Origin of the sequence: Salmonella enterica subsp. diarizonae (assembly GCF_008692785.1) — a bacterium.
In the GTDB taxonomy this organism is placed as follows: Bacteria; Pseudomonadota; Gammaproteobacteria; order Enterobacterales; family Enterobacteriaceae; genus Salmonella; species Salmonella diarizonae.
This window is the reverse complement of record NZ_VXJV01000006.1, coordinates 61,077-82,722: the sequence shown is the minus strand read 5'-3', so window position 1 is coordinate 82,722 and position 21,646 is coordinate 61,077. Positions and strand designations below refer to the sequence as shown.

General features: G+C 50.5%; 22 protein-coding genes. 11 read left to right on the top strand and 11 right to left on the bottom strand.

The features are described 5' to 3' along the window. Position 1 precedes the first annotated feature (1 nt). Positions 2-1,681: a type III secretion system effector inositol phosphate phosphatase gene (locus F4V72_RS13560; RefSeq protein ID WP_088734029.1), complete on the bottom strand. Its 1,680-nt coding sequence runs from the start codon at positions 1,679-1,681 to the stop codon at positions 2-4. A gap of 332 nt (positions 1,682-2,013) precedes the next feature. Here F4V72_RS13560 and F4V72_RS13555 point away from each other — a divergent pair, with 332 nt between their 5' ends. Then, positions 2,014-2,184 (top strand): YlcI/YnfO family protein, encoded by a 171-nt coding sequence (locus F4V72_RS13555; protein WP_023248731.1) that lies wholly within the window; start codon positions 2,014-2,016, stop codon positions 2,182-2,184. Between the two features lie 8 nt (positions 2,185-2,192). On the opposite strand, the gene F4V72_RS13550 is transcribed toward F4V72_RS13555, so the two are convergent. The 4 genes from F4V72_RS13550 to hprR form a co-directional block, all read right to left on the bottom strand. After that, a complete protein-coding gene (locus F4V72_RS13550; protein ID WP_044136463.1) occupies positions 2,193-2,294 on the bottom strand; it encodes a hypothetical protein in 102 nt (33 codons plus the stop codon). Between the two features lie 108 nt (positions 2,295-2,402). After that, the gene (locus tag F4V72_RS13545; RefSeq protein WP_150342466.1) at positions 2,403-3,872 is read right to left on the bottom strand and encodes a C69 family dipeptidase; all 1,470 of its coding nucleotides are present in this window, start codon (positions 3,870-3,872) and stop codon (positions 2,403-2,405) included. 180 nt (positions 3,873-4,052) lie between these two features. Next, the gene (locus tag F4V72_RS13540; RefSeq protein WP_023248729.1) at positions 4,053-5,411 is read right to left on the bottom strand and encodes a heavy metal sensor histidine kinase; all 1,359 of its coding nucleotides are present in this window, start codon (positions 5,409-5,411) and stop codon (positions 4,053-4,055) included. After that, positions 5,404-6,084: a response regulator transcription factor HprR gene (gene hprR / locus F4V72_RS13535; RefSeq protein WP_023248728.1), complete on the bottom strand. Its 681-nt coding sequence runs from the start codon at positions 6,082-6,084 to the stop codon at positions 5,404-5,406. Before hprR ends, F4V72_RS13540 begins: the two co-directional genes overlap by 8 nt. Before the next feature lie 135 nt (positions 6,085-6,219). Between hprR and hiuH the strand changes: the two genes are divergently transcribed. Continuing rightward, positions 6,220-6,630, top strand: a complete 411-nt coding sequence (gene hiuH / locus F4V72_RS13530; protein WP_023248727.1) for a hydroxyisourate hydrolase — start codon at positions 6,220-6,222, stop codon at positions 6,628-6,630. A 123-nt stretch (positions 6,631-6,753) separates the two neighbouring features. Here the strand turns inward: hiuH and F4V72_RS13525 are convergent, their stop codons facing one another. The 3 genes from F4V72_RS13525 to hpaR form a co-directional block, all read right to left on the bottom strand. Further along, on the bottom strand, positions 6,754-7,266 hold the full coding sequence (locus F4V72_RS13525; RefSeq protein WP_023248726.1) for a 4-hydroxyphenylacetate 3-monooxygenase reductase subunit: 513 nt from the start codon (positions 7,264-7,266) through the stop codon (positions 6,754-6,756). 17 nt (positions 7,267-7,283) lie between these two features. Further along, a complete protein-coding gene (gene hpaB, locus F4V72_RS13520) occupies positions 7,284-8,846 on the bottom strand; it encodes a 4-hydroxyphenylacetate 3-monooxygenase, oxygenase component (RefSeq protein ID WP_000801496.1) in 1,563 nt (520 codons plus the stop codon). Between the two features lie 218 nt (positions 8,847-9,064). Continuing rightward, complete coding sequence (gene hpaR, locus F4V72_RS13515) at positions 9,065-9,505, bottom strand: homoprotocatechuate degradation operon regulator HpaR (RefSeq protein WP_023248725.1); 441 nt, start codon at positions 9,503-9,505, stop codon at positions 9,065-9,067. A gap of 274 nt (positions 9,506-9,779) precedes the next feature. Between hpaR and hpaG the strand changes: the two genes are divergently transcribed. From hpaG to F4V72_RS13470, 9 genes are all read left to right on the top strand, one after another. Next, positions 9,780-11,069 carry a 4-hydroxyphenylacetate degradation bifunctional isomerase/decarboxylase gene (hpaG, locus tag F4V72_RS13510; RefSeq protein ID WP_053530156.1) on the top strand — a complete coding sequence of 430 codons (1,290 nt, stop codon included), beginning with the start codon at positions 9,780-9,782 and terminating at the stop codon, positions 11,067-11,069. Beyond that, positions 11,066-12,532 carry a 5-carboxymethyl-2-hydroxymuconate semialdehyde dehydrogenase gene (hpaE, locus tag F4V72_RS13505; protein ID WP_136058370.1) on the top strand — a complete coding sequence of 489 codons (1,467 nt, stop codon included), beginning with the start codon at positions 11,066-11,068 and terminating at the stop codon, positions 12,530-12,532. Before hpaG ends, hpaE begins: the two co-directional genes overlap by 4 nt. A 1-nt stretch (position 12,533) precedes the next feature. Next, positions 12,534-13,385, top strand: a complete 852-nt coding sequence (gene hpaD, locus F4V72_RS13500) for a 3,4-dihydroxyphenylacetate 2,3-dioxygenase (protein ID WP_136058369.1) — start codon at positions 12,534-12,536, stop codon at positions 13,383-13,385. A 9-nt stretch (positions 13,386-13,394) separates the two neighbouring features. Beyond that, positions 13,395-13,775: a 5-carboxymethyl-2-hydroxymuconate Delta-isomerase gene (locus F4V72_RS13495; protein WP_070801978.1), complete on the top strand. Its 381-nt coding sequence runs from the start codon at positions 13,395-13,397 to the stop codon at positions 13,773-13,775. 77 nt (positions 13,776-13,852) lie between these two features. Next, complete coding sequence (gene hpaH / locus F4V72_RS13490; protein ID WP_000884795.1) at positions 13,853-14,656, top strand: 2-oxo-hept-4-ene-1,7-dioate hydratase; 804 nt, start codon at positions 13,853-13,855, stop codon at positions 14,654-14,656. A 10-nt stretch (positions 14,657-14,666) separates the two neighbouring features. Beyond that, positions 14,667-15,461: a 4-hydroxy-2-oxoheptanedioate aldolase gene (hpaI, locus tag F4V72_RS13485; RefSeq protein WP_136058368.1), complete on the top strand. Its 795-nt coding sequence runs from the start codon at positions 14,667-14,669 to the stop codon at positions 15,459-15,461. 72 nt (positions 15,462-15,533) lie between these two features. Next, complete coding sequence (gene hpaX, locus F4V72_RS13480) at positions 15,534-16,910, top strand: 4-hydroxyphenylacetate permease (RefSeq protein WP_053530158.1); 1,377 nt, start codon at positions 15,534-15,536, stop codon at positions 16,908-16,910. Between the two features lie 9 nt (positions 16,911-16,919). After that, positions 16,920-17,816, top strand: coding sequence for a 4-hydroxyphenylacetate catabolism regulatory protein HpaA (hpaA, locus tag F4V72_RS13475; protein ID WP_000336602.1), 897 nt, complete (start codon positions 16,920-16,922; stop codon positions 17,814-17,816). Positions 17,817-17,829: 13 nt separating this feature from the next. Continuing rightward, entirely contained in the window at positions 17,830-18,768 is a 939-nt protein-coding gene (locus tag F4V72_RS13470; RefSeq protein WP_023248718.1) for an MBL fold metallo-hydrolase, read from the top strand. A gap of 408 nt (positions 18,769-19,176) precedes the next feature. Here the strand turns inward: F4V72_RS13470 and F4V72_RS13465 are convergent, their stop codons facing one another. The 3 genes from F4V72_RS13465 to cbpA form a co-directional block, all read right to left on the bottom strand. Continuing rightward, positions 19,177-19,539, bottom strand: coding sequence for an anti-adapter protein IraM (locus F4V72_RS13465; RefSeq protein WP_023248717.1), 363 nt, complete (start codon positions 19,537-19,539; stop codon positions 19,177-19,179). Between the two features lie 654 nt (positions 19,540-20,193). Continuing rightward, positions 20,194-20,499 carry a chaperone modulator CbpM gene (gene cbpM, locus F4V72_RS13460; RefSeq protein WP_023227206.1) on the bottom strand — a complete coding sequence of 102 codons (306 nt, stop codon included), beginning with the start codon at positions 20,497-20,499 and terminating at the stop codon, positions 20,194-20,196. Then, positions 20,499-21,419: a curved DNA-binding protein gene (gene cbpA / locus F4V72_RS13455; protein ID WP_023248715.1), complete on the bottom strand. Its 921-nt coding sequence runs from the start codon at positions 21,417-21,419 to the stop codon at positions 20,499-20,501. Before cbpA ends, cbpM begins: the two co-directional genes overlap by 1 nt. Between the last annotated feature and the right edge of the window lie 227 nt (positions 21,420-21,646).

Below are 21,646 nucleotides of genomic sequence, written 5' to 3'. Positions count from 1 at the left end.
CTCAAGAAGTGATTAATGAAGAAATTCCTTTTACCGATTGCCAGATATTTTCATCCCCAACTCGTTTTTGATAGGAAAGATTGAGCACTTCTGGCGACAAATTTTTCATTACTTTGTTTCCCGCCCCGCCCGTATTTTGTTTCTGAATTTCCAGGTTGCCGCTATTAAGTAATACTTTTTGGAAAATTTCCTGTCCACTGCGATCTGGAAGGCTGCCAGGAGCATTTAAAGTATGGGTCTGATGTAAGCAAATGATCTCTCGCTTGATTTCTGAATCCATCATTCCTGTACGATCTTTGCCGCTTTTACAATTCCAGGCGGGCACTGCGTCGATTTCATTGGCTAACATTGCGAGGCGTTGTGCGAGTTTATAGGGTTCGCCGCCATCTTTATGATGAAGGTTATTTTTCCAGATATCTTTAATCTGGCGTGCTAATATGTTTACGACTTCATAATTATCCGGGTATTGAGCCAGCCAGTCGCCAACCCAGCCGCCCGGTTTGGCCTCAGGGCGTAAATCATTACCTAATAACTGATGTAGCGCCTCGACATTATAGCTATCAGATGTCTTAAGGCCAAAGCCAAGCTTGAGCGCCAACTCATTGACACCCACATTGAACGCGGCGATTTCCGGCTTTATTTTTACCGTCTGTAGTTCGCCATCTTTATTGCGGATTTTTAAGTGAATCATTTTTCCCGGTTGGGTCAACGATTGCCATGCACGCATTTGATCCTCGACCATTGTTCCCTCTTTGCCGAGAACATTCGACGCGGTGAGTAACCCAACAGATACCAATTTCACATTTACCGCTTCACCTTCTAAGGCCCTGGTAAGCAACTCAGGTTTACTAAAAAGTGCTGCAGTTAATACTTCTTTGGCTTTGTTTTCAGCGCCGGTCTGACGCAGAAGCGGATCTTTCACATCATAGGGTGAAAGAACGCCATGACGTATCCCGCAAAAAAGCGTTTTATCTTTACCGTCCTCATGCGCACTCACCGTAGACATCCACAGATTATTGGCGTGATGAATATTCTTGGTATCCCAACTGCATACGCCCTTTCCCTGGTAAGCGCTGGGAAAGATATCCTGTGTGCCGATTTTCATATCTGCGGCAGGGAGCTGCGTGTTGGTATATTGATGCCCGTTATGTGTTAACGTATTTTTTATGGTTTGCCAGGGCTGACTATTAAGATGCTTGACCTGAGCGTCCCTAAACGTCGCTGCTGCAAGGCGGTAAGCCTCTTTTGCAGGCAGACCACTCTGCTGTTGCTTTGCAATAAGTTCGATAAGGTTTTTTTTCAACGCTTTTGCGGCGGCTTCTTCTTGTTTCGTTGCTGGCCGGTCCGCTTTAACTTTTGCTAACTCCATTTGATTTGCCATTGACATTAGTACCGGGTCTTGTCTATCCAGAATCGTTGCCGCGACGGTAAGAAGGTCATGCTGTAAATTATAGATGTGATGCAGCGAGTGGTTAGACGCCTTCTGATCCTGTAGATAATTTCCCCATGTTGCGCCAGGCTCTCGCAGGACAATGATTTCCGGGCGAACGTCGGGTGCTTTAGCCGGCGCTTTTCCCTGACCAGATAGAATCTGCATTCCGTTGTATAAGGTTTTTTGTAGGCTTTTAAAAGCCTCCTGGGTTCTTAATGAAGCCGAGTGATAGAAGCTCTGTATTTGCATAGCAGTTTTAATATCCCTGAATGGTGTAGTGGGAACATTCGACAGGTTCAACGACCTCTTAAAAGGGTGTGGTTTTTATTCGCCAGAAACTTTAAGAAAACGTCCTTTTTAGTGGAAAAACACTTCTGCTCAGGCTGGGGAACGTCCTGACGCCCATACATAGCGGTGATGATGAGGGGAGAACGGCACATCAGATGTTCATAAAATCTACAAACTTCACAATTTACGGCACAACTTTTATTGAAAACCTGTCTTTTTGATTCAGATCAAATTCACCAATTTGCTCCTGCGTAAAGTAACGGCGTTACATCAAATGTTATACAGGTGTGTGTATGCCAGCCAAGCCCCGGACAAGTAAGACCGTGACGAAAAATATTCGTTTTTCCTATTCCATGCTCGAACAGATAGAATTCGCGTTAAAATCAGAGAAGACGCAAAATTTTTCAGCATGGGTAAAAGAGGCCTGTCGGGAGAAGTTATGTAATACGGGACATAAGCTGTAGCTATCGTCTTATGCGAGAGGGGGGGCTATTTTGAAAAGAAAAACGTGCTTATATACCTCCTGGGTTTTTGCCGCTTTTGTCTCTTTACTGATATTCTCCTGGAGTGTAATAAACTATCCTCTCTATGAATCCATAATAATTATTGTCTTTTATATCTGGCTAATTTTGCTGCCGCTTTATCTTATTGTTTATGAGTGGCTAATAGATTACCATTAAATTTATGGTTGCGTACTTGAAAAGTGATATTTCATATCTGTATGGTAAGTCATTGTTGTAATAATATTGTTTGTCAGACGATGGGCGAGCGTCTGCGCACTTTGCATCGTTTTATCTTCAAAATTTTGCAGTAAGCGTTGCGCTTCTTTCGGATGCGACGCATATAATCTCAGATAGGCCTGTTCCATCGTATGCTGTTGCTTAGCCGTTTGCTGTTCAAATGTTTTCCAGGCGCGTTGCACATCTGGCGCAAACGTATCGTAGTCCTGCATAACCAGCGTTTGCAGCGTGCGGAATGTCCAGTAGGTAGAATCGTTACTCGCCCGATCGGTTCCTTTATCATATCCGGGTTGATAATGACGTATTCCCTGATAATAGGGGAGATAGACGCTAAGGGATGGCATTCCATAGGCAATGTATTCTATTTCGCCGATAGCCTGCGGTAATTTCGGTCTGACCTGTAAAATATGCGACTCCTGGGTACGAAAAACGGATATGGGGCGCCATGGTTCTTGAGGATTATGACTGGCATAAGGATCGTGCGACGTTCCCTGATAGTGATTGCGTAACGCGTTTTGTACTACCGCCACGTTGATTTTCGTCATTGGCGTTAAAAAAATGGGAAAGGTTTCCCCTTCGTTAACGGCAGTATTCAGATGCGGATTAAACTGGTGTTGCAGCGTCCAGACGCGAGGATAATTATAGGTGATATCGATTTTGTTATCCTGCGAATAGGCTTGATGGAAGTCGAATCTGCCGTGAGCCGGATCATATAATCCCTCCTTTTTCGCAAAACTTACTAACGTCGGCGACGCCATATAATTCGCTTTATCATCCGGATCGTAATGGCGTAAACGTCCCTGATTTGCGGAAACGAAATATTTATCTGCCGGAAGTCGTACTGCCAGCCATTGATGACCACTCCCCGTCTCCAGATACCATATCTCTTTGCTATCAATAAAAGCGACGCCGAAACCTTCGCCCACGCCTTTTTGTTCAATAATGTCGCCCAGTAATTTGGCACCCTGACGCGCCGATTGCGCCACTGGCAGGATCACGGTCTGAATGGCGTCTTCAGTAATTCCCGTTTTTGTCACGTAAGGATCGGCGGCCAGCGCCGCTCTGCCGTTATAAATGGTTTCCGTTGCGCTCATTCCGACGCCCGCTGAATTGAAACCGGCTTCCCCCATGGCGTTATCGTTAGTATCAAAGTCATGAATCGCCGTATAGCGCATCGCTGTCTCCGGAAGAGGCCAGCTAAAGTTGTTCCGGTGTGCTTTATACTCGCCGTGTTGATGAAACGCGATTGGGTGAATAACCATATGCTTGGCGTTGTTCGCCGAGCCATCTTCGTTGCGCGCGATAATGAAGGAACCGTCAGCCGAAGCCTGATTGCCTACCAAAAGGGTAGTACAGGCAATGACTTTACCCATACCCAGCAGCGTAATGGCGAATGCAAGATACATTTTCATAAAGATTCCCACTGAATGACGCGTTAATGGGATGAATTGACCCTGGATTGGAAACCGAGAAAGTGATCGCGTCGGCAATACTCTTTACCGACATATCTTATTTTCTTTTTATTGAGGTTGTATTGAGAACAATAGCCCTGTGACAGGGAAGGGGAATAGAACCTGTACTGCCCTTAGCTATCAAACGTTATCAGGCAGACGAACCAAAAAAATGTTGTGTTCATCGGCATAGCGGTAAGACGCCGAGCCGCCGTGCAATAGGGCAATCGCGTTAACCAGCGATAGCCCCAGGCCGAAACCGGTGGTGTGGCGGGCATTATCTCCTCGCCAAAAACGCCTGAAGAGCTTGTTCGGATCGGCGGGGGGGCTTCCCGGATTAGCGACCCGAATTTCTGCAATGTTATTCTCATAAGCGCTTTCAATACGTATCACGGCGTTTTCATCAGAATAACGGATGGCATTCGTCAACAGGTTTGAGAGTACTCTTTGTAATAACATTTCATCAGCCCATACCGTCCCCTGACATTGACTTATAAAACGGATGCCCTTCTCCTCGGCAAGAGGGCTAAGATAATCGAGCATATTTTCGACCAGCGCATTTAGCGAAACAGGCTGTTTTTTTACCGCTATATTCTGGTGCTCCGCGCGCGCCAGAAAGAGAATATTTTCTGTCAGTCGCGACAGTCTCTCCAGCTCTTCAATATTATCGACAAGGGCTTGTTGATACTCTTCGGTGCTGCGCTCCTGACTCAGCATCACCTGATTCTTCCCCAGTAAAATATTAACCGGCGTGCGCAGCTCGTGCGCCAGATCGTCGGCAAATTGGTTCAGGCGTTCAAAATCGTCGGAAAGCTTCTGGCGCATGGTATTTAGCGCTTGCCCAAGCGGCCTGAGTTCGGCGGGTAATGCCTGTTCCGCCAGCGGCTGGCGAAGTGTGCCGCTATCTGTCGCCGCGGTGAGCCGGCTGAGCGACGTAATGGCCCGCAGCCCATTTCTGATGACTAACGGGCTGAGTGCCGAACAGACGAGGATCGCGATAAGACTCATCAGCAAACTGTTGCGACGATATTGCTCCAGCATTTGTCGCCTTTCCGTCGCCAGCCTGGCAATGGTAAGGGTCAGCGGGATATCGTCGCGTCTGGCGATTACCCGTACCGCGGTCAGCTCTGTTCCTTGTACCGTCTGGCGAAATAAGGCTTCGCGGGTTATGTTTTTAACCACTGGAATTGTGTTAAAGCGTTGGTCGGGGATGCCGCTATGATTAATCGCAACACTATGGCCTGTTGGTGAATGAATCAACAAGATATCCTGCTTCGTATCCACCATCCGATTAAAATAGAGCGGCAGATTCTCCGGCCTGGCGCCATCCAGTAACAGTTGTTGCATTTGCGCTGCCCGGTTTATTAGCGTCATATCATCCCGATACGTTAATTCCTTGCTCAGCGCGTTATAGAGCGTCCAGCTAATGCCGGTACAGGTGAGGATAAGTATGGTGATAAAAGAAATTGTCAGGCGCAGCGTCATTGATAACTTAACCATTCTGCGACACTTCCGCCTGTAATCGATAACCCATCCCCCGGACGGTCATAATGAGCTTCTTTTCAAATGGATCGTCTACTTTGGCGCGAAGCCGACGAATCGCGACATCAACGGTGTTGGTTTCACTATCAAAGTTGATCCCCCATACTTCGCTGGCGATCGCGGTTCGGGGCACGATTTCTCCTGCCCGGGACGCCAGTAACCAGAGGAGCAGGAATTCTTTGCGGGTCAGGGAAATCGGTTTTCCATTTCTTGACACTGATTGCTTTGTGGCATCCATGTCCAGACCATTGATCGTCAGTCGGGTCAAGACAGGGACGTGCTGTCTGAGTTGAGCTCTCACCCTGGCCAGCAGTTCGGCGAAGGAAAAAGGCTTAACAAGGTAATCATTAGCGCCCGCCTCAAGACCTTTGACGCGATCCTCAACCGAGTCGCGCGCCGTCAGGCAAATAACAGGGTGCTGATGCGCAGTGCGTAACGCGCGTAAAACCTGCCATCCATCAAGCCCCGGCAGCATAATATCAAGAATAATCAATGAATAATGTTCCTGAAGGGCCAGGTGTAATCCGTCTCGTCCATCACAGGCATAATCAACCACATAGCCTGCTTCCGTAAGTCCCTGACGTACCCACTCAATGGTTTTCTGGTTATCTTCAATCAATAAAATCTTCATCAACGCAGTATGCCATAGGCTTGTTAGCGAATCCGTCAATCTCCAACAAGATGACATAATTGTAATGTCCGTGTAAGGTTAATCCTGGACGCGCCAGATATATTTTCTTGCATCAATACCGTAAAGGAGTGAAGCATGAAACGATATATACTGGCTACCGTGATAGCGTCTATTATTGCAGCCCCGGCAATGGCGCTGGCCGCTGGGAACAATATCCTCAGCGTACATATTCTCGATCAGCAAACAGGCAAACCAGCGCCCGGCGTGGAGGTGGTACTGGAGCAGAAAAAGGACAACGGATGGGCGCAATTAAACACCGGACATACCGACCAGGATGGGCGTATTAAAGCACTGTGGCCGGAAAAACCTGCCGCGCCGGGGGATTATCGCGTTATTTTTAAAACCGGCCACTATTTTGAAAGTAAAAAACTGGACACGTTTTTCCCGGAGATTCCCGTCGAGTTTCATATCAGCAAAACGAATGAGCACTATCATGTGCCGCTGTTATTAAGTCAGTATGGTTATTCAACCTATCGCGGGAGCTAATTTACGTTTTGTTAAACGCCGCGATTTATGACGGGCAGACATCGCGGCGGGAATAAAAATCTTCAGCGTATCGGCTATCTTCCCACAAGCGGTGGTTATGCCGCTTGTGGGCATGAGTGGCGATTAAACAGGCACTTCCATCTCAAGTCTTACCGGATGAAAACGGCGTTTGAAATAAATCAGGCCATGCCCATCCTGGCTAAGGATAATATTTTTGATTGCTACCAGATACACCAGATGCGTGCCAATGGTTTGTACATCGCTGATCTCGCCTTCAAGACCGGCCAGCGCGCCGTTAAGTACCGGCTGGCCCAGCGGCCCGTTTTGCCAACATGGCTGGTGAAAACGCTCCTCCATCGCCATCCCCGTCATACCGGCAAAGTGGCGCGCCATCAGCTCCTGCTCATGGTTAAGTACATTAATGCACAGCCTGCCGTTGCCCTGAAAAACGGGGTTCATGGCGCTATTGGCATTAATACATACCATCACGGAGGGCGGCGTATCGGTGACGGAGCAGACCGCTGTTGCGGTGATGCCGCAGCGTCCGGCGTGACCCGCAGTGGTTACAATGTTGACCGCTGCCGCCAGACTCGCCATCGCATCGCGAAAACGCAGACGTTGTTCATCTACTTGCATGAGAACCTCCTGCCGCGTTATTTCAGCAGCTTATCCAGTTGATTGATGTCGTCGTTATTGTGCAAATGCGAAACCGTCCAGCCGTTCTGATCATATTCGGAGAGGCAGCGATCGACCATCGCCATCATCTTATCCATATTGCCGGAGCTCTGGGCCTGACGCAGACACTGCAGACGAATTTCATCCTGGCTGCCCGAGTAGTTAATCTCATAGAGCTCGTGACGGCCGCCAAACTCGCTGCCGATGGCATCCCACATCAATTTAAGGATTTTGATGCGTTCAACATGATCCATCCCGTTAGAGCCGCGTACATATTTCGCCAGGTACTGGTCGATTTGCGGATTATTCAGATCGCGGGCGCTGGAAGGCAGGTAAATCAGACCGCTGGTAACGTTACGTTCAATAATATTTTTAATTTTCGCATAGGCCATTGGGGCCATCACACGATAGGTTTGCAGCGCGGCGTGGTCCGGTAGCCAGGCGCCGTTTACCCACGGGGTTGCTTCAGAACACATAGAATCGCTCAATGCCCAGAACATATTGCGCCAGGCCACTACTTCGCCGAGATCGGCTTGCACGCCCCGGAACTCTACGGTGCCCGTACATTCGAGCGATTTTTTCAGCAGAGCGGTAATGAAATCAAGTTTAACCGCCAGACGAACACAGGCTTGCAGTGGATACATACGGGCAAAGCCGCCTTCCATCGTCCAGCGACGACAACGATCGAAGTCACGGTAAATTAACACGTTTTCCCACGGGATCAGCACTTTGTCCATCACCAGAATGGCATCGTTTTCATCAAAACGGCTGGAGAGAGGATAATCAAACGGCGAGCCCGTCGCACCCGCGACCATTTCATACGAGGCGCGCGAAATAAGTTTTACGCCTTCGGCATCCATGGGCGCGACAAACATCAGGGCAAAATCCGGGTTTTCACCCATCACCTGGGCTGAGCCGAAACCAATCATGTTGTAGTGAGTCAGGGCGGAGTTAGTGGCGACGACTTTCGCTCCGCTGACAATAATCCCCGCGTCCGTTTCTTTCTCCAGCTTGATATAAACGTCTTTCACTTCGTCGGCAGGTTTATGGCGGTCGATCGGCGGATTGACGATAGCATGGTTAAAGTACAGGCCGGTCTCCTGAATACGGGTGTACCAGTTGCGGGCGTTCTGCTCAAACTGGCCGTAGAAGGCTGGGTTAGCGCCCAGAGCGCAGCCAAAGGCGGCTTTATAATCCGGTGTGCGTCCCATCCAGCCGTAACTCAGACGTGACCATTCAGCGATAGCATCACGCTGTTGGCGCAGATCGTCTGCGCTTTTCGCCACGCGGAAAAATTTATGCGTATAACCGCCGCTGCCGGTATCGGTATTCCAGCACAGGGTATCTTGCATCGACGGTTTATGTAATGCGTCATACAGTTGTGCAACAGAGGCTGCGGCATTGCGGAATGCCGGGTGTGTCGTAACATCTTTAACACGTTCGCCGTAAATATAAATTTCCCGCCCGTCCTGCAGGCTTTTTAAATACTCTTCGCCAGTTAACGGACGCTTGTTATCAGTACGAAAATCTTCAGGTTTCATTGCGGCCTCTTCCTCGTTAATCGGAATGTTTTTGTTAATAATATGTTTCTTATTTGTTGTTTAATTGAATAGGTAGAAGCGTAAACTGTGAAGAGACTTTCAGGACAACGGCGGGTACTTTTCAGATGAACGTCGAAGAAGAAGAGTAAAATGCGATCGCCGTCAATGTTATAAGCGGGAGGGCATTCCCGCGTCGGCGGCGTGGGAAGGTAAGAATGCTATGCTTCCTCTTCGCTATCAGGAAGCTGGCGTCCCAGGGCAATAAGATCCTCCAGCAGTAGCATCAATTGCTGTGTTTTTTCGGGCGTGAAATCGGCCTCAATTTTTCGATAAGCCTCTTCTACCTGCGTCCGGGCACGGGCGTACAACGTTTGTCCCTGCTCCGTCAACATGACATATAACTTACGCTGATCGTTAACCGGCTTGAGTCGTAACACCAGTCCGTCTCGCTCCATGCGCGTCAAGATTCCGGTCAGACTTGGACGCAAAATGCAGGTACGAAAGGCCAGATCGTGAAAATCCATTGATGGGCTATCGGCCAGTATTCGAACAATGCGCCATTGCTGGTCGGTCAGATTGTGGCTTTTAACGATGGGGCGGAAATAGGTCATTGCCGCTTCGCGCGCCTGAAGCAATGCGATGGTTAATGAATCATGCATAAGTGGGTCTCTTTTGCAGAATTATTAATACCTGAATAATCGTATATACCGATGTTAACTATGACATCCGTTTTGTGATTAGAGTCTATCAGAAACAAGGTGTTTTATTTAACTATTTGATATTTATGTTTTTAAAAATAATTTTGTGAAAATATTGTTAATCACATCACAAATACTTTACTTCGGCTTGCTAAATGTACAGCGAAAGCATAAATCTAATCATTAATATATTAATGAAATCACAGCCCGTTAAGTCGGCCTGAGGAGTTTATGTATGAAGGGTACAGTTTTCGCCGTTGCGTTAAACCATCGCAGTCAGCTTGATGCCTGGCGAGAGGCTTTCTCTCAGCCTCCCTATAATGCGCCGCCTAAAACCGCAGTGTGGTTTATCAAGCCGCGTAATACAGTGATTCGCCACGGTGATCCCATTCCTTATCCGCAGGGAGAAAAGGTACTGAGCGGCGCGACAGTGGCGCTTATCGTGGGGAAAACCGCCCGCCGGGTACGCCCTGAAGCGGCAGCGGACTATATCGCCGGGTATGCGCTGGCTAACGAAGTTAGCCTGCCGGAAGAGAGCTTTTATCGCCCGGCGATTAAAGCGAAATGTCGCGATGGCTTTTGCCCGCTGGGTGAAATGGCGCCGCTGAGTGATGTGGATAATCTCACCATTATCACTGAAATCAACGGACGAGAAGCTGACCACTGGAATACTGCCGATTTGCAGCGTAACGCCGCACAACTGCTTAGCGCGTTAAGTGAGTTCGCTACGCTTAACCCTGGTGATGCGATCTTACTTGGTACGCCGCAGAATCGCGTTGCGCTACGTCCCGGCGATCGGGTGCGTATTCTGGCGAAAGGTTTACCTGCTCTGGAAAATCCGGTTGTTGCAGAAGAGGAATTCGCCCGCCATCAGACTTTTACGTGGCCGCTGTCAGCGACGGGAACGTTATTTGCGCTGGGGCTGAACTACGCCGACCACGCCAGCGAGCTGGCATTTACCCCGCCGAAAGAGCCGCTGGTATTTATCAAAGCGCCAAACACCTTTACCGAACATAACCAAACATCGGTGCGCCCGGATAACGTCGAATACATGCACTACGAAGCCGAGCTGGTCGTGGTGATTGGCAAAACGGCGCGTAAGGTGAGCGAAGCCGAAGCAATGGAGTATGTGGCCGGTTACACCGTCTGTAACGACTACGCGATCCGCGACTATCTGGAAAACTACTACCGTCCGAATCTACGGGTAAAAAGCCGCGACGGCCTGACGCCGATAGGCCCGTGGATTGTCGATAAAGAAGCGGTTTCTGATCCGCACAACCTGACGCTACGCACCTTTGTCAACGGCGAGCTGCGCCAGCAAGGGACGACCGCCGATCTGATCTTCAGCATCCCGTTCCTGATTTCTTATCTGAGCGAATTTATGACGTTGCAACCGGGCGACATGATTGCCACCGGCACGCCGAAAGGACTGTCCGATGTGGTGCCGGGGGATGAAGTTGTCGTTGAAGTAGAAGGCGTGGGGCGCCTGGTTAACCGAATCGTCAGTGAGGAGAATGCAAAATGAAGAAAATAAATCATTGGATTAACGGCAAAAACGTTGCAGGCAACGACTACTTCCAGACTACCAACCCGGCGACCGGCGAGGTGCTGGTGGAAGTGGCCTCCGGCGGTGAAGCAGAAGTGAACCAGGCTGTCGCGGCGGCAAAAGAGGCGTTCCCGAAGTGGGCTAATCTGCCGATGAAAGAGCGCGCGCGCCTGATGCGCCGCCTTGGCGACCTGATTGACCAGAATGTACCGGAAATCGCGGCGATGGAAACCGCCGATACCGGCCTGCCTATTCATCAGACCAAAAACGTGCTGATCCCGCGCGCCTCGCATAACTTCGAATTCTTTGCTGAAGTGTGTCAGCAGATGAACGGCAAGACCTATCCGGTTGACGATAAAATGCTCAATTATACGCTGGTGCAGCCCGTCGGCGTCTGCGCACTGGTGTCGCCGTGGAACGTGCCGTTTATGACCGCCACCTGGAAAGTCGCGCCGTGCCTGGCACTGGGCAACACGGCGGTGCTCAAAATGTCCGAGCTGTCGCCGTTGACTGCTGACAGGTTGGGCGAGCTGGCGCTGGAGGCAGGAATTCCGGCAGGCGTGCTCAACGTGGTGCAGGGCTACGGCGCGACGGCGGGCGATGCGCTGGTACGTCACCATGATGTGCGCGCGGTGTCGTTTACCGGCGGTACCGCCACCGGGCGTAATATCATGAAAAATGCCGGTCTGAAAAAATACTCGATGGAGCTGGGCGGCAAATCACCGGTGCTGATTTTTGAAGATGCCGACATTGAGCGCGCGCTGGACGCTGCGCTGTTCACTATTTTCTCGATCAACGGCGAACGCTGCACCGCCGGGTCGCGCATCTTTATCCAGCAGAGCATTTACCCTGAGTTCGTGAAGCGCTTTGCCGAACGCGCGAATCGCCTGCGTGTCGGCGATCCGACCGACCCGAACACCCAGGTCGGTGCGCTGATTAGCCAACAGCACTGGGAGAAAGTCTCCGGTTATATCCGCCTCGGCATTGAAGAGGGCGCAACGCTGCTGGCGGGCGGCGCGGAAAAACCCACTGACCTGCCTGCGCATCTGAAAGACGGCAACTTCCTGCGCCCAACCGTGCTGGCCGATGTCGACAACCGTATGCGCGTAGCGCAGGAAGAGATCTTTGGGCCAGTCGCCTGCCTGCTGCCATTCAAAGACGAAGCGGAAGGGCTACGTCTGGCAAATGACGTGGAATACGGTCTGGCCTCTTATATCTGGACCCAGGACGTTAGCAAAGTGCTGCGCCTGGCGCGTGGAATTGAAGCTGGCATGGTCTTCGTCAACACCCAGAACGTCCGCGACCTGCGCCAGCCGTTCGGCGGCGTGAAAGCCTCCGGCACCGGGCGCGAAGGCGGCGAATATAGCTTCGAAGTGTTTGCGGAAATGAAAAACGTCTGCATCTCAATGGGCGACCATCCTATCCCAAAATGGGGAGTCTGATATGGGCAAGTTAGCGTTAGCAGCAAAAATCACCCACGTGCCGTCAATGTATCTTTCTGAACTGCCGGGAAAAAATCACGGTTGTCGTCAGGCAGCCATTGATGGGCATATTGAGATTGGCAAGCGTTGCCGCGAAATGGGCGTCGACACCATTATCGTATTCGACACCCACTGGCTGGTGAACAGCGCCTACCACATTAACTGTGCCGACTATTTCCGGGGGGTCTATACCAGCAACGAACTGCCGCATTTTATTCGCGATATGACTTACGACTATGACGGCAACCCGGAGCTGGGCCACCTTATCGCCGACGAAGCGGTCAAACTGGGCGTGCGCGCCAAAGCGCACAACATCCCGAGCCTGAAGCTGGAGTATGGCACGCTGGTACCGATGCGCTACATGAACAGCGACAAGCACTTCAAAGTGGTCTCCATCTCGGCGTTCTGTACTGTTCATGACTTTGCCGACAGTCGCAGACTGGGCGAAGCAATTCTCAAGGCGATTGAGAAATATGACGGTACCGTAGCGGTATTCGCCAGTGGTTCTCTGTCGCACCGTTTTATTGACGACCAACGGGCAGAAGAGGGGATGAACAGCTATACCCGCGAGTTCGATCATCAGATGGACGAGCGCGTGGTCAAGCTGTGGCGCGAGGGCAAATTTAAGGAATTTTGTACCATGTTGCCGGAGTACGCCGACTACTGCTACGGCGAAGGCAACATGCACGACACAGTAATGCTGCTGGGAATGCTGGGCTGGGACAAATACGACGGCAAGGTAGAGTTCATCACCGATCTGTTCGCCAGCTCCGGTACCGGCCAGGTGAACGCCGTTTTCCCGCTGCCTGCGTAAGGAGTGTTTATGCCGCACTTTATTGCTGAATGTACTGAAAATATTCGTGAGCAGGCTGATTTACCCGGCCTGTTCAGCAAGGTGAACGAGGCGCTGGCCGCCACTGGTATTTTCCCGATGGGCGGCATCCGTAGCCGCGCCCACTGGCTGGACACCTGGCAGATGGCTGACGATAAGCATGATTACGCCTTCGTGCATATGACGCTGAAAATCGGTGCCGGGCGCAGCCTGGAAAGCCGTCAGGAGGTAGGCAACATGTTGTTTGGGCTGATTAAAGCCCACTTCGCCGCTCTGATGGAGAGCCGCTATCTGGCGCTGTCATTTGAGATTGCCGAGTTACATCCGACGCTCAATTACAAACAAAACAACGTACACGCGTTATTTAAATAGCGTGCAAATTGCCCGGCCGAAAACCGTAGGCCGGATAGACGAACGCTATCCGGTAATGCAATGTCACAGGAAACACTATGCTCGATAAACAGACCCATACCCTGATCGCCCAGCGACTTAATCAGGCTGAAAAACAGCGTGAACAGATTCGCGCAGTGTCGCTGGATTATCCCAACATTACTATTGAAGATGCCTATGCCGTACAGCGTGAATGGGTCAATATCAAGATTGCCGAAGGGCGCACGCTCAAAGGCCACAAAATCGGCCTGACCTCGAAAGCGATGCAGGCAAGCTCGCAAATCAGCGAACCGGATTACGGCGCGCTGCTTGACGATATGTTCTTCCATGACGGCGGCGATATCCCCACCGACCGTTTTATCGTCCCGCGTATTGAAGTGGAGCTGGCGTTCGTGCTGGCGAAACCGCTGCGCGGCCCCCACTGCACGCTGTTTGACGTCTACAACGCCACGGATTATGTGATTCCGGCGCTGGAATTGATTGACGCTCGTAGCCACAACATCGACCCGGAAACCCAGCGCCCACGCAAAGTGTTCGACACTATTTCCGACAACGCCGCTAACGCCGGGGTGATCCTCGGAGGTCGTCCCATCAAGCCAGACGAGCTGGATCTGCGCTGGATCTCCGCGCTGCTCTATCGCAACGGCGTGATCGAAGAGACCGGCGTCGCCGCAGGCGTGCTGAATCATCCGGCCAACGGCGTGGCGTGGCTGGCGAACAAGCTTGCTCCCTACGATGTCCAGCTTGAAGCCGGGCAAATCATCCTCGGCGGCTCGTTCACCCGCCCGGTACCGGCGCGCAAGGGTGACACCTTCCATGTCGACTATGGCAACATGGGTGCGATCAGTTGCCGGTTTGTGTAAGGAAAAAACGATGAAAAATGCTTTCAAAGACGCGTTAAAAGCGGGACGCCCGCAAATCGGTTTGTGGCTGGGGCTTGCCAACAGTTATAGCGCCGAACTGTTAGCGGGCACCGGCTTCGACTGGCTACTGATTGACGGTGAACACGCGCCAAACAACGTGCAGACGGTGTTGACCCAGTTGCAGGCGATTGCGCCCTATCTCAGCCAGCCGGTGGTGCGTCCGTCGTGGAACGATCCGGTACAGATTAAGCAACTGCTTGACGTCGGCGCGCAAACTCTGCTGGTACCGATGGTGCAGAATGCCGATGAAGCGCGAAAGGCCGTGGCGGCTACGCGTTATCCGCCTGCCGGTATTCGCGGCGTGGGTAGCGCGCTGGCGCGGGCATCGCGCTGGAATCGCATTCCGGACTATCTCCACCAGGCCAACGACGCCATGTGCGTACTGGTGCAGATTGAAACGCGTGAGGCGATGAGCAATCTGGCGTCAATTCTCGATGTGGATGGTATTGACGGCGTGTTTATTGGCCCGGCGGATCTTAGCGCCGATATGGGCTTTGCCGGAAACCCGCAGCACCCGGAAGTGCAGGCGGCGATTGAGAACGCCATCGTGCAGATACGCGCGGCGGGGAAAGCGCCGGGGATTCTGATGGCCAATGAACAACTGGCGAAACGTTATCTGGATCTGGGGGCGCTATTTGTCGCCGTCGGCGTTGACACCACGCTGCTGGCGCGCGGCGCACAGGCGCTGGCGGCGCGCTTTGGCACAGAAAAAAACAACATGTCCGGTTCGTCCGGCGTCTATTAAGCCTGGCCGGATGGCGCAGCGCCACCGGGTAACCCGTAGTACCCTACAAAAATTCCCATCAGAGGAAAAAAAATGAGCGACACATCATCTGCACTTCCGGAAAGCCCTGAGTCTGTCAGTTCGCACAAAACGCTCAGCACGGGTCAACAAACCGTCATAAATAAACTGTTCCGCCGACTGATCGTATTTTTATTCGTGTTGTTTATCTTCTCGTTTTTAGACCGTATTAACATCGGCTTTGCCGGGTTGACGATGGGGCAGGATCTGGGGTTAAGCGCCACCATGTTTGGCCTTGCCACAACGTTGTTTTACGCCACCTACGTCATTTTCGGCATTCCCAGCAACGTGATGTTGAGCATCGTCGGCGCGCGCCGCTGGATTGCGACCATTATGGTGCTATGGGGTATTGCATCTACCGCCACGATGTTCGCGGTGGGACCGAAAAGCCTGTATGTGCTGCGAATGCTGGTGGGCATTACCGAAGCGGGCTTTTTGCCAGGAATATTGCTCTATTTAACCTACTGGTTCCCGGCGTTTTTCCGCGCCCGCGCCAACGCGTTATTTATGATTGCCATGCCGGCCACTACCGCGTTGGGGTCGATTGTCTCCGGCTATATTTTATCGCTGGACGGTATATTCAATCTGCATGGATGGCAGTGGTTATTCCTGTTGGAAGGATTTCCGTCAGTTTTGTTAGGCATTATGGTCTGGTTTTACCTGGATGATACCCCGGCAAAAGCCAAATGGCTGACGAAAGAGGATAAAAAATGTTTGCAGGAGATGATGGATAATGACCGCCTGACGCTGGTTCAGCCGGAAGGGTCCATCAGCCATAACGCCATGCAGCAGCGTAGTCTGTGGCGCGAAGTATTCACGCCAATTGTACTGATGTATACGCTGGCCTATTTTTGCCTTACCAATACGCTTAGCGCCATTAGTATCTGGACGCCGCAAATCCTGAAAAGTTTTAATGAAGGCAGCAGCAATATCACCATCGGCCTGCTGGCGGCGATCCCGCAGATTTGTACTATTCTGGGTATGATTTACTGGAGCCGCCATTCGGACAAACATCAAGAGCGTAAACATCACACTGCGCTGCCGTTCCTGTTTGCCGCCGCGGGCTGGCTGCTGGCGTCGGCGACCGACCATAACCTGATCCAGCTCCTGGGGATCGTGATGGCATCCACGGGTTCCTTTAGCGCGATGGCGATCTTCTGGACCACGCCGGATCAGTCGATCAGTTTACGCGCCAGGGCGATAGGCATTGCGGTCATCAATGCCACCGGCAATATTGGCTCCGCACTCAGCCCATTTATGATTGGCTGGCTAAAAGATATCACCGGTAGCTTCAATAGCGGACTCTGGTTTGTCGCTTCTCTGTTAGTCGTCGGCGCTGCCATTATCTGGCTCATTCCCATGAAAGCATCGCGTCCGCGCGCCACCCCTTGAGGAGAAACTATGTGCCAACGTGCGATCGCCAATATTGATATCAGCAAAGAGTATGACGAAAGCATGGGCAGTAACGATGTGCATTATCAGTCGTTTGCTCGTATGGCGGATTTCTTTGGTCGTGATATGCAGGCGCATCGCCACGACCAGTTTTTTCAAATGCACTTTCTTGATACCGGCCAGATTGAGCTACAGCTCGACGATCATCGCTATTCGGTGCAGGCGCCGCTATTTGTGCTAACGCCGCCCTCGGTGCCGCATGCTTTTATTACCGAATCGGATAGCGATGGTCATGTTCTGACGGTACGCGAAGAGCTGGTTTGGCCGCTGCTGGAAGTGCTTTATCCCGGTACCAGAGAGGCCTTCGGCCTGCCGGGAATCTGTCTGTCTCTGGCGGATAAACCCAACGAACTGGCGGCGCTCAAACATTACTGGCAGCTAATTGAGCGGGAGTCCACGGAACAACTGGCTGGCTGCGAACATACACTGGTGCTACTGGCGCAGGCGGTATTTACTCTGCTGTTACGCAATGCGAAGCTGGACGATCACGCCGCAACCGGGATGCGCGGTGAATTGAAACTCTTTCAGCGCTTTACCTTGTTAATTGATAACCACTTCCACCAGCACTGGACGGTGCCCGATTATGCCTGCGAGCTGCATATTACCGAATCTCGCCTGACCGATATTTGCCGCCGCTTTGCTAATCGCCCTCCTAAGCGCCTGATTTTTGATCGGCAATTACGCGAGGCGAAACGACTGCTACTTTTTTCCGACAATGCTGTCAACGAGATCGCCTGGCAATTAGGTTTTAAAGATCCGGCTTATTTCGCCCGTTTTTTTAATCGCCTTGCCGGCTGTTCTCCCTCGCAGTTTCGCCAACGTGAAGTTCCCTCTTTCCTTAACTAAGAAGAGTAAAAACATGATGAAAAATAGCGTCGCTATGCTGGCGGTTTGTATGCTGGCGCAAAGTCACCTTGCCATTGCTGTCGGGGCTCCTGCGCCTCAAGAGATCAAAATTGTTTTACTGGGCACCAAAGGCGGACCTTCTTTGCTCAATACGGCCAGACTACCGCAAGCTACGGCGCTCACTATCGGCGATAAAATATGGCTGATAGATGCCGGCTACGGTGCCAGTCTGCAACTGGTGAAAAATGGCATTCCACTGCGCAGCATCAATACTATTTTGCTCACCCATCTGCACAGCGACCACATACTGGATTATCCTTCCTTGCTGATGAATGCCTGGGCAAGTGGCCTGAAAGACCATACCATACAGGTTTATGGCCCGCCGGGAACCCAGGCGATGACGAAGGCTAGCTGGAAAGTCTTTGACCGGGATATCACGCTACGCATGGAAGAAGAGGGGAAACCCGATCCGCGCAACCTGGTTAAGGCGACAGATATTGGCCAGGGCGTCATCTATAAAGATGAACTGGTCACAATAAGCGCGCTGAAAGTGCCTCATTCCCCTTTCCCGGACGGTGAAGCGTTCGCTTACCGTTTTGATACCCAGGGTAAGCGAATCGTCTTCTCTGGCGATACGTCCTGGTTTCCGCCGCTTGCAACATTCGCTCAGGGGGCGGATATCCTGGTACATGAGGCGGTACATGTCCCTTCGGTAGCAAAACTGGCTAATAGTATTGGCAACGGAAAAACGCTTGCTGAAGCGATTGCGTCGCATCACACCACGATTGAAGACGTAGGTAAGATTGCTCGCGAGGCCCACGTGAAAAAACTGGTGTTAAGTCATCTGGTGCCTGCGACGGTTGCGGATGACGTCTGGCAACAGGAAGCCATGAAAAATTACCCGGGTCCTGTCATTGTCGGTCATGACAATATGACGCTAAGCGTACCGTAAACATCAGGGGAGGGGTAAACCAACGGGCTGACATGATGTCAGTCCGTTATGTTTTTGGCGATCAGCATGACGCGTAGATCTTTTCGTCTGAAACATTATTTTTTCTAAACACTACTTGCTGATTTTTATGCAGAATAAAGGTAAGATAATTGCTCTGGTGAAATATTACTAAATAAGAATGTCACGGATGGAATTTATACAGTGTTAAAAGCAATGCGTTTCTTTGTCTGCCGGCCATCAGTAATATCCTGTGTACCGGCTCATCGTTGCCAAAGTGAAGGTTAGATTAAACAAATCAAAAAATATCCGAACTGGACAATTTTTATATCAAACATATTTAACTGCAAAATACTGCAAACGTGCGCGAATACACTTAATCAGTAGCATAGCTTATGCATACTTTATTTCCTAAACTTTCTTATTATCTATTTGAATATTTCTGGTTAAACCAAATGGACAAACGGACACCAGACACTCGAAAGGATAATTGCAGGTTTCTGGTTTTGGATTGCAGGTACCAGGACAGTGGCTATTTTCTTTAAGCGATTTCCATAGTACAGGATTAAACCTGGTAACGTTGTAAACAGTAACGGGATAAAGTTTATCGTTTATTAAGACCCCCTTATTAAAGGGTATGATAATGCTACCAGGAGGCATGTAAACATCTGCCTGATACCATAAGGTCAATCTAAGATTTTTTAGGCTATGTATGCATGAGAATGACACTCCGGTAGAGGGGCTTATAACTGTATCAACGACCTTCCATTCCATTACAGAAACCTTTTAAGTGAAATAGTCAATGGTGTAAATTACATTTTTCGCAAGCCTATTCAGGATAGATGAAAATCTGAAAAACATAACTCGTTGAAAACGATCGTTTTTTATTGACCACTCCATTTATATTGATTTTTTAATAAGTTATTTATTGTATGCTCTTATTTTGTTTACATTCTATTACATTTTTGTGTTTTAGTATCGGTGTAAATATTGGACAGCAGGGGATGTTATAATGCTCAATAATTAAACTGTAAGTGTCTGTTGTCTTTCTTATTTATAAATACCGCAACCTGTAAACGCAGCGGCACATTTTACCGGATATTGGCAGGAAGAAGATGTGTATCAACCAGGGAGTACGAAACAGCGAAAGAATATATTCTTCAGACAATAAATGAATGCTGGCGTGTAAAAATAACAAAAACATCTAAAACATGTGAACTTGCGGCTGGTCTTTATTTAAACGATGAGGTTCTTAATGGTGCATTAATTCATAACATTGGTGGTTTGTTGAACAGGCCGCAGGCGTTGTGTAAGACTATATATCTTCAGTTGGTGGAGCGCGTCAGATGCGTTCTGGTATTTTATCAGGTGCATATAAATCCGAGGCGGGCTGAAAGCCCACCCGCGGTTTATTGCCTTTATTGCGGATTAAGGATGAGAGATAAAGCGAGAAAGGCGTTGCAGCAGGAGTCGGTTTTCTTCGCGCAGCCGTGAATTCTCTTCCAGCAGCGTTAACGCGACCGCGATCCCTGGCCAGTCGAGCGCCAGCTCCTCGCGTAAGCGTAGCGCACGTTGTACCACGCTCGCTGCGCGATCGTCGAATTGCCAGTCGGCATTATCATTCTCGTAAGGTTCAATCACGCCAAGTCCGACGATTTCGTTCAGCTCCTCTTCCGTCACGCCGGTGTGCAAACAAAATTCGGTGATGGTAAAGGTGACAGTGATGTTAGCCATTATGCTTTCCCCCATTGCTGGCGTGGATTAAAGGACGACTGCGCGTCCGCCAGTTGTTGCCACAGGGCGGCTGTCTTCTCATCGGGTTTCGGCGGCATAACGATTTTGATGACGGCATAGAGATCGCCTGTGTGTTTTTTACTGGCTAATCCTTTGCCTTTAATACGCAACCGCTGGCCTGCCTGGCTGCCGGGGGGAATGGTCAGCAAAATGCGCTCTTTAAGCGTTGGTACGGACACCTTAGCGCCGAGCGCCGCCTCCCATGGGGCAAGCGGAAGGACGACTTCCAGATCCTGATTGACGATATCAAAGAGCGGATGCGGGGCAATATGGATAACGAGCCATAAATCGCCATTAGGTCCGCCGTTTTCCCCCGGCGTGCCCTGGCCTTTCAGTCTGATTCGTTGCCCGTTGCTGACACCAGCCGGGATCTTCACATTCAATGTCTTGGGTATTTCCCGTTCCACCAGGCCGAACGCGTTATAAACGGGGACGGAATAGCTAATCGTACGCTGGTGCTCGTCCAGCGTTTCTTCCAGGAATACCGCCACTTCGATTTCGATATCATGACCGCGTGCGGCGTGGCGGTGGTGCGAATGGCGACCATGCTGACCAAAGATAGATGAGAAAATATCATCGAAATCTTCGGCGTTATACGGTTGGCCTTCGTGTTGCTGGAACTGGCGATTAAATTGTGGATCGTTACGGTGTTGCCATAACTGGTCATACTCGGCGCGCCGTTGCTCATCACTCAGCACTTCCCATGCTTCAGCAACCTCTTTGAAACGGGCTTCGGCATCGGGTTCTTTACTGACATCAGGATGGTACTTGCGGGCCAGTCGGCGATAGGCGGTCTTAATCGTCTTGAGATCGTCCGTCGGTTTCACGCCCATAATGGCGTAATAATCCTTAAGTTCCATAGCATCATCTCGCTAAATCAATACATACAGAAGGGACCCCAAAAAGGTATCTCCACTAAGTGTAGGGTAAACCTGAAAAATGCGTATGAAAACACCAGTTATATCATGAGTAAGAATAAATTACGTCGTCCGACTATCAGAGGTTGCGTAACGCGCCGACATAACTTTACAGGGGAAAGGTTGCCAAAACCGCCCCAGTGGCTAAGATAACTCGCGTTAAACAGTGA

Coding starts and splice junctions, on each gene's coding strand:
- hpaX (WP_053530158.1), top strand. CDS start 15,534: ATGAGCGACACATCATCTGCACTTCCGGAAAGCCCTGAGTCTGTCAGT.
- hpaE (WP_136058370.1), top strand. CDS start 11,066: ATGAAGAAAATAAATCATTGGATTAACGGCAAAAACGTTGCAGGCAAC.
- F4V72_RS13545 (WP_150342466.1), bottom strand. CDS start 3,872: ATGAAAATGTATCTTGCATTCGCCATTACGCTGCTGGGTATGGGTAAA.
- F4V72_RS13555 (WP_023248731.1), top strand. CDS start 2,014: ATGCCAGCCAAGCCCCGGACAAGTAAGACCGTGACGAAAAATATTCGT.
- hiuH (WP_023248727.1), top strand. CDS start 6,220: ATGAAACGATATATACTGGCTACCGTGATAGCGTCTATTATTGCAGCC.
- hpaH (WP_000884795.1), top strand. CDS start 13,853: ATGCTCGATAAACAGACCCATACCCTGATCGCCCAGCGACTTAATCAG.
- F4V72_RS13495 (WP_070801978.1), top strand. CDS start 13,395: ATGCCGCACTTTATTGCTGAATGTACTGAAAATATTCGTGAGCAGGCT.
- hpaG (WP_053530156.1), top strand. CDS start 9,780: ATGAAGGGTACAGTTTTCGCCGTTGCGTTAAACCATCGCAGTCAGCTT.
- hpaB (WP_000801496.1), bottom strand. CDS start 8,846: ATGAAACCTGAAGATTTTCGTACTGATAACAAGCGTCCGTTAACTGGC.
- F4V72_RS13465 (WP_023248717.1), bottom strand. CDS start 19,539: ATGGAATGGAAGGTCGTTGATACAGTTATAAGCCCCTCTACCGGAGTG.
- hpaI (WP_136058368.1), top strand. CDS start 14,667: ATGAAAAATGCTTTCAAAGACGCGTTAAAAGCGGGACGCCCGCAAATC.
- hpaR (WP_023248725.1), bottom strand. CDS start 9,505: ATGCATGATTCATTAACCATCGCATTGCTTCAGGCGCGCGAAGCGGCA.
- hprR (WP_023248728.1), bottom strand. CDS start 6,084: ATGAAGATTTTATTGATTGAAGATAACCAGAAAACCATTGAGTGGGTA.
- hpaA (WP_000336602.1), top strand. CDS start 16,920: ATGTGCCAACGTGCGATCGCCAATATTGATATCAGCAAAGAGTATGAC.
- F4V72_RS13560 (WP_088734029.1), bottom strand. CDS start 1,681: ATGCAAATACAGAGCTTCTATCACTCGGCTTCATTAAGAACCCAGGAG.
- cbpM (WP_023227206.1), bottom strand. CDS start 20,499: ATGGCTAACATCACTGTCACCTTTACCATCACCGAATTTTGTTTGCAC.
- F4V72_RS13525 (WP_023248726.1), bottom strand. CDS start 7,266: ATGCAAGTAGATGAACAACGTCTGCGTTTTCGCGATGCGATGGCGAGT.
- F4V72_RS13470 (WP_023248718.1), top strand. CDS start 17,830: ATGATGAAAAATAGCGTCGCTATGCTGGCGGTTTGTATGCTGGCGCAA.
- F4V72_RS13540 (WP_023248729.1), bottom strand. CDS start 5,411: ATGGTTAAGTTATCAATGACGCTGCGCCTGACAATTTCTTTTATCACC.
- hpaD (WP_136058369.1), top strand. CDS start 12,534: ATGGGCAAGTTAGCGTTAGCAGCAAAAATCACCCACGTGCCGTCAATG.
- cbpA (WP_023248715.1), bottom strand. CDS start 21,419: ATGGAACTTAAGGATTATTACGCCATTATGGGCGTGAAACCGACGGAC.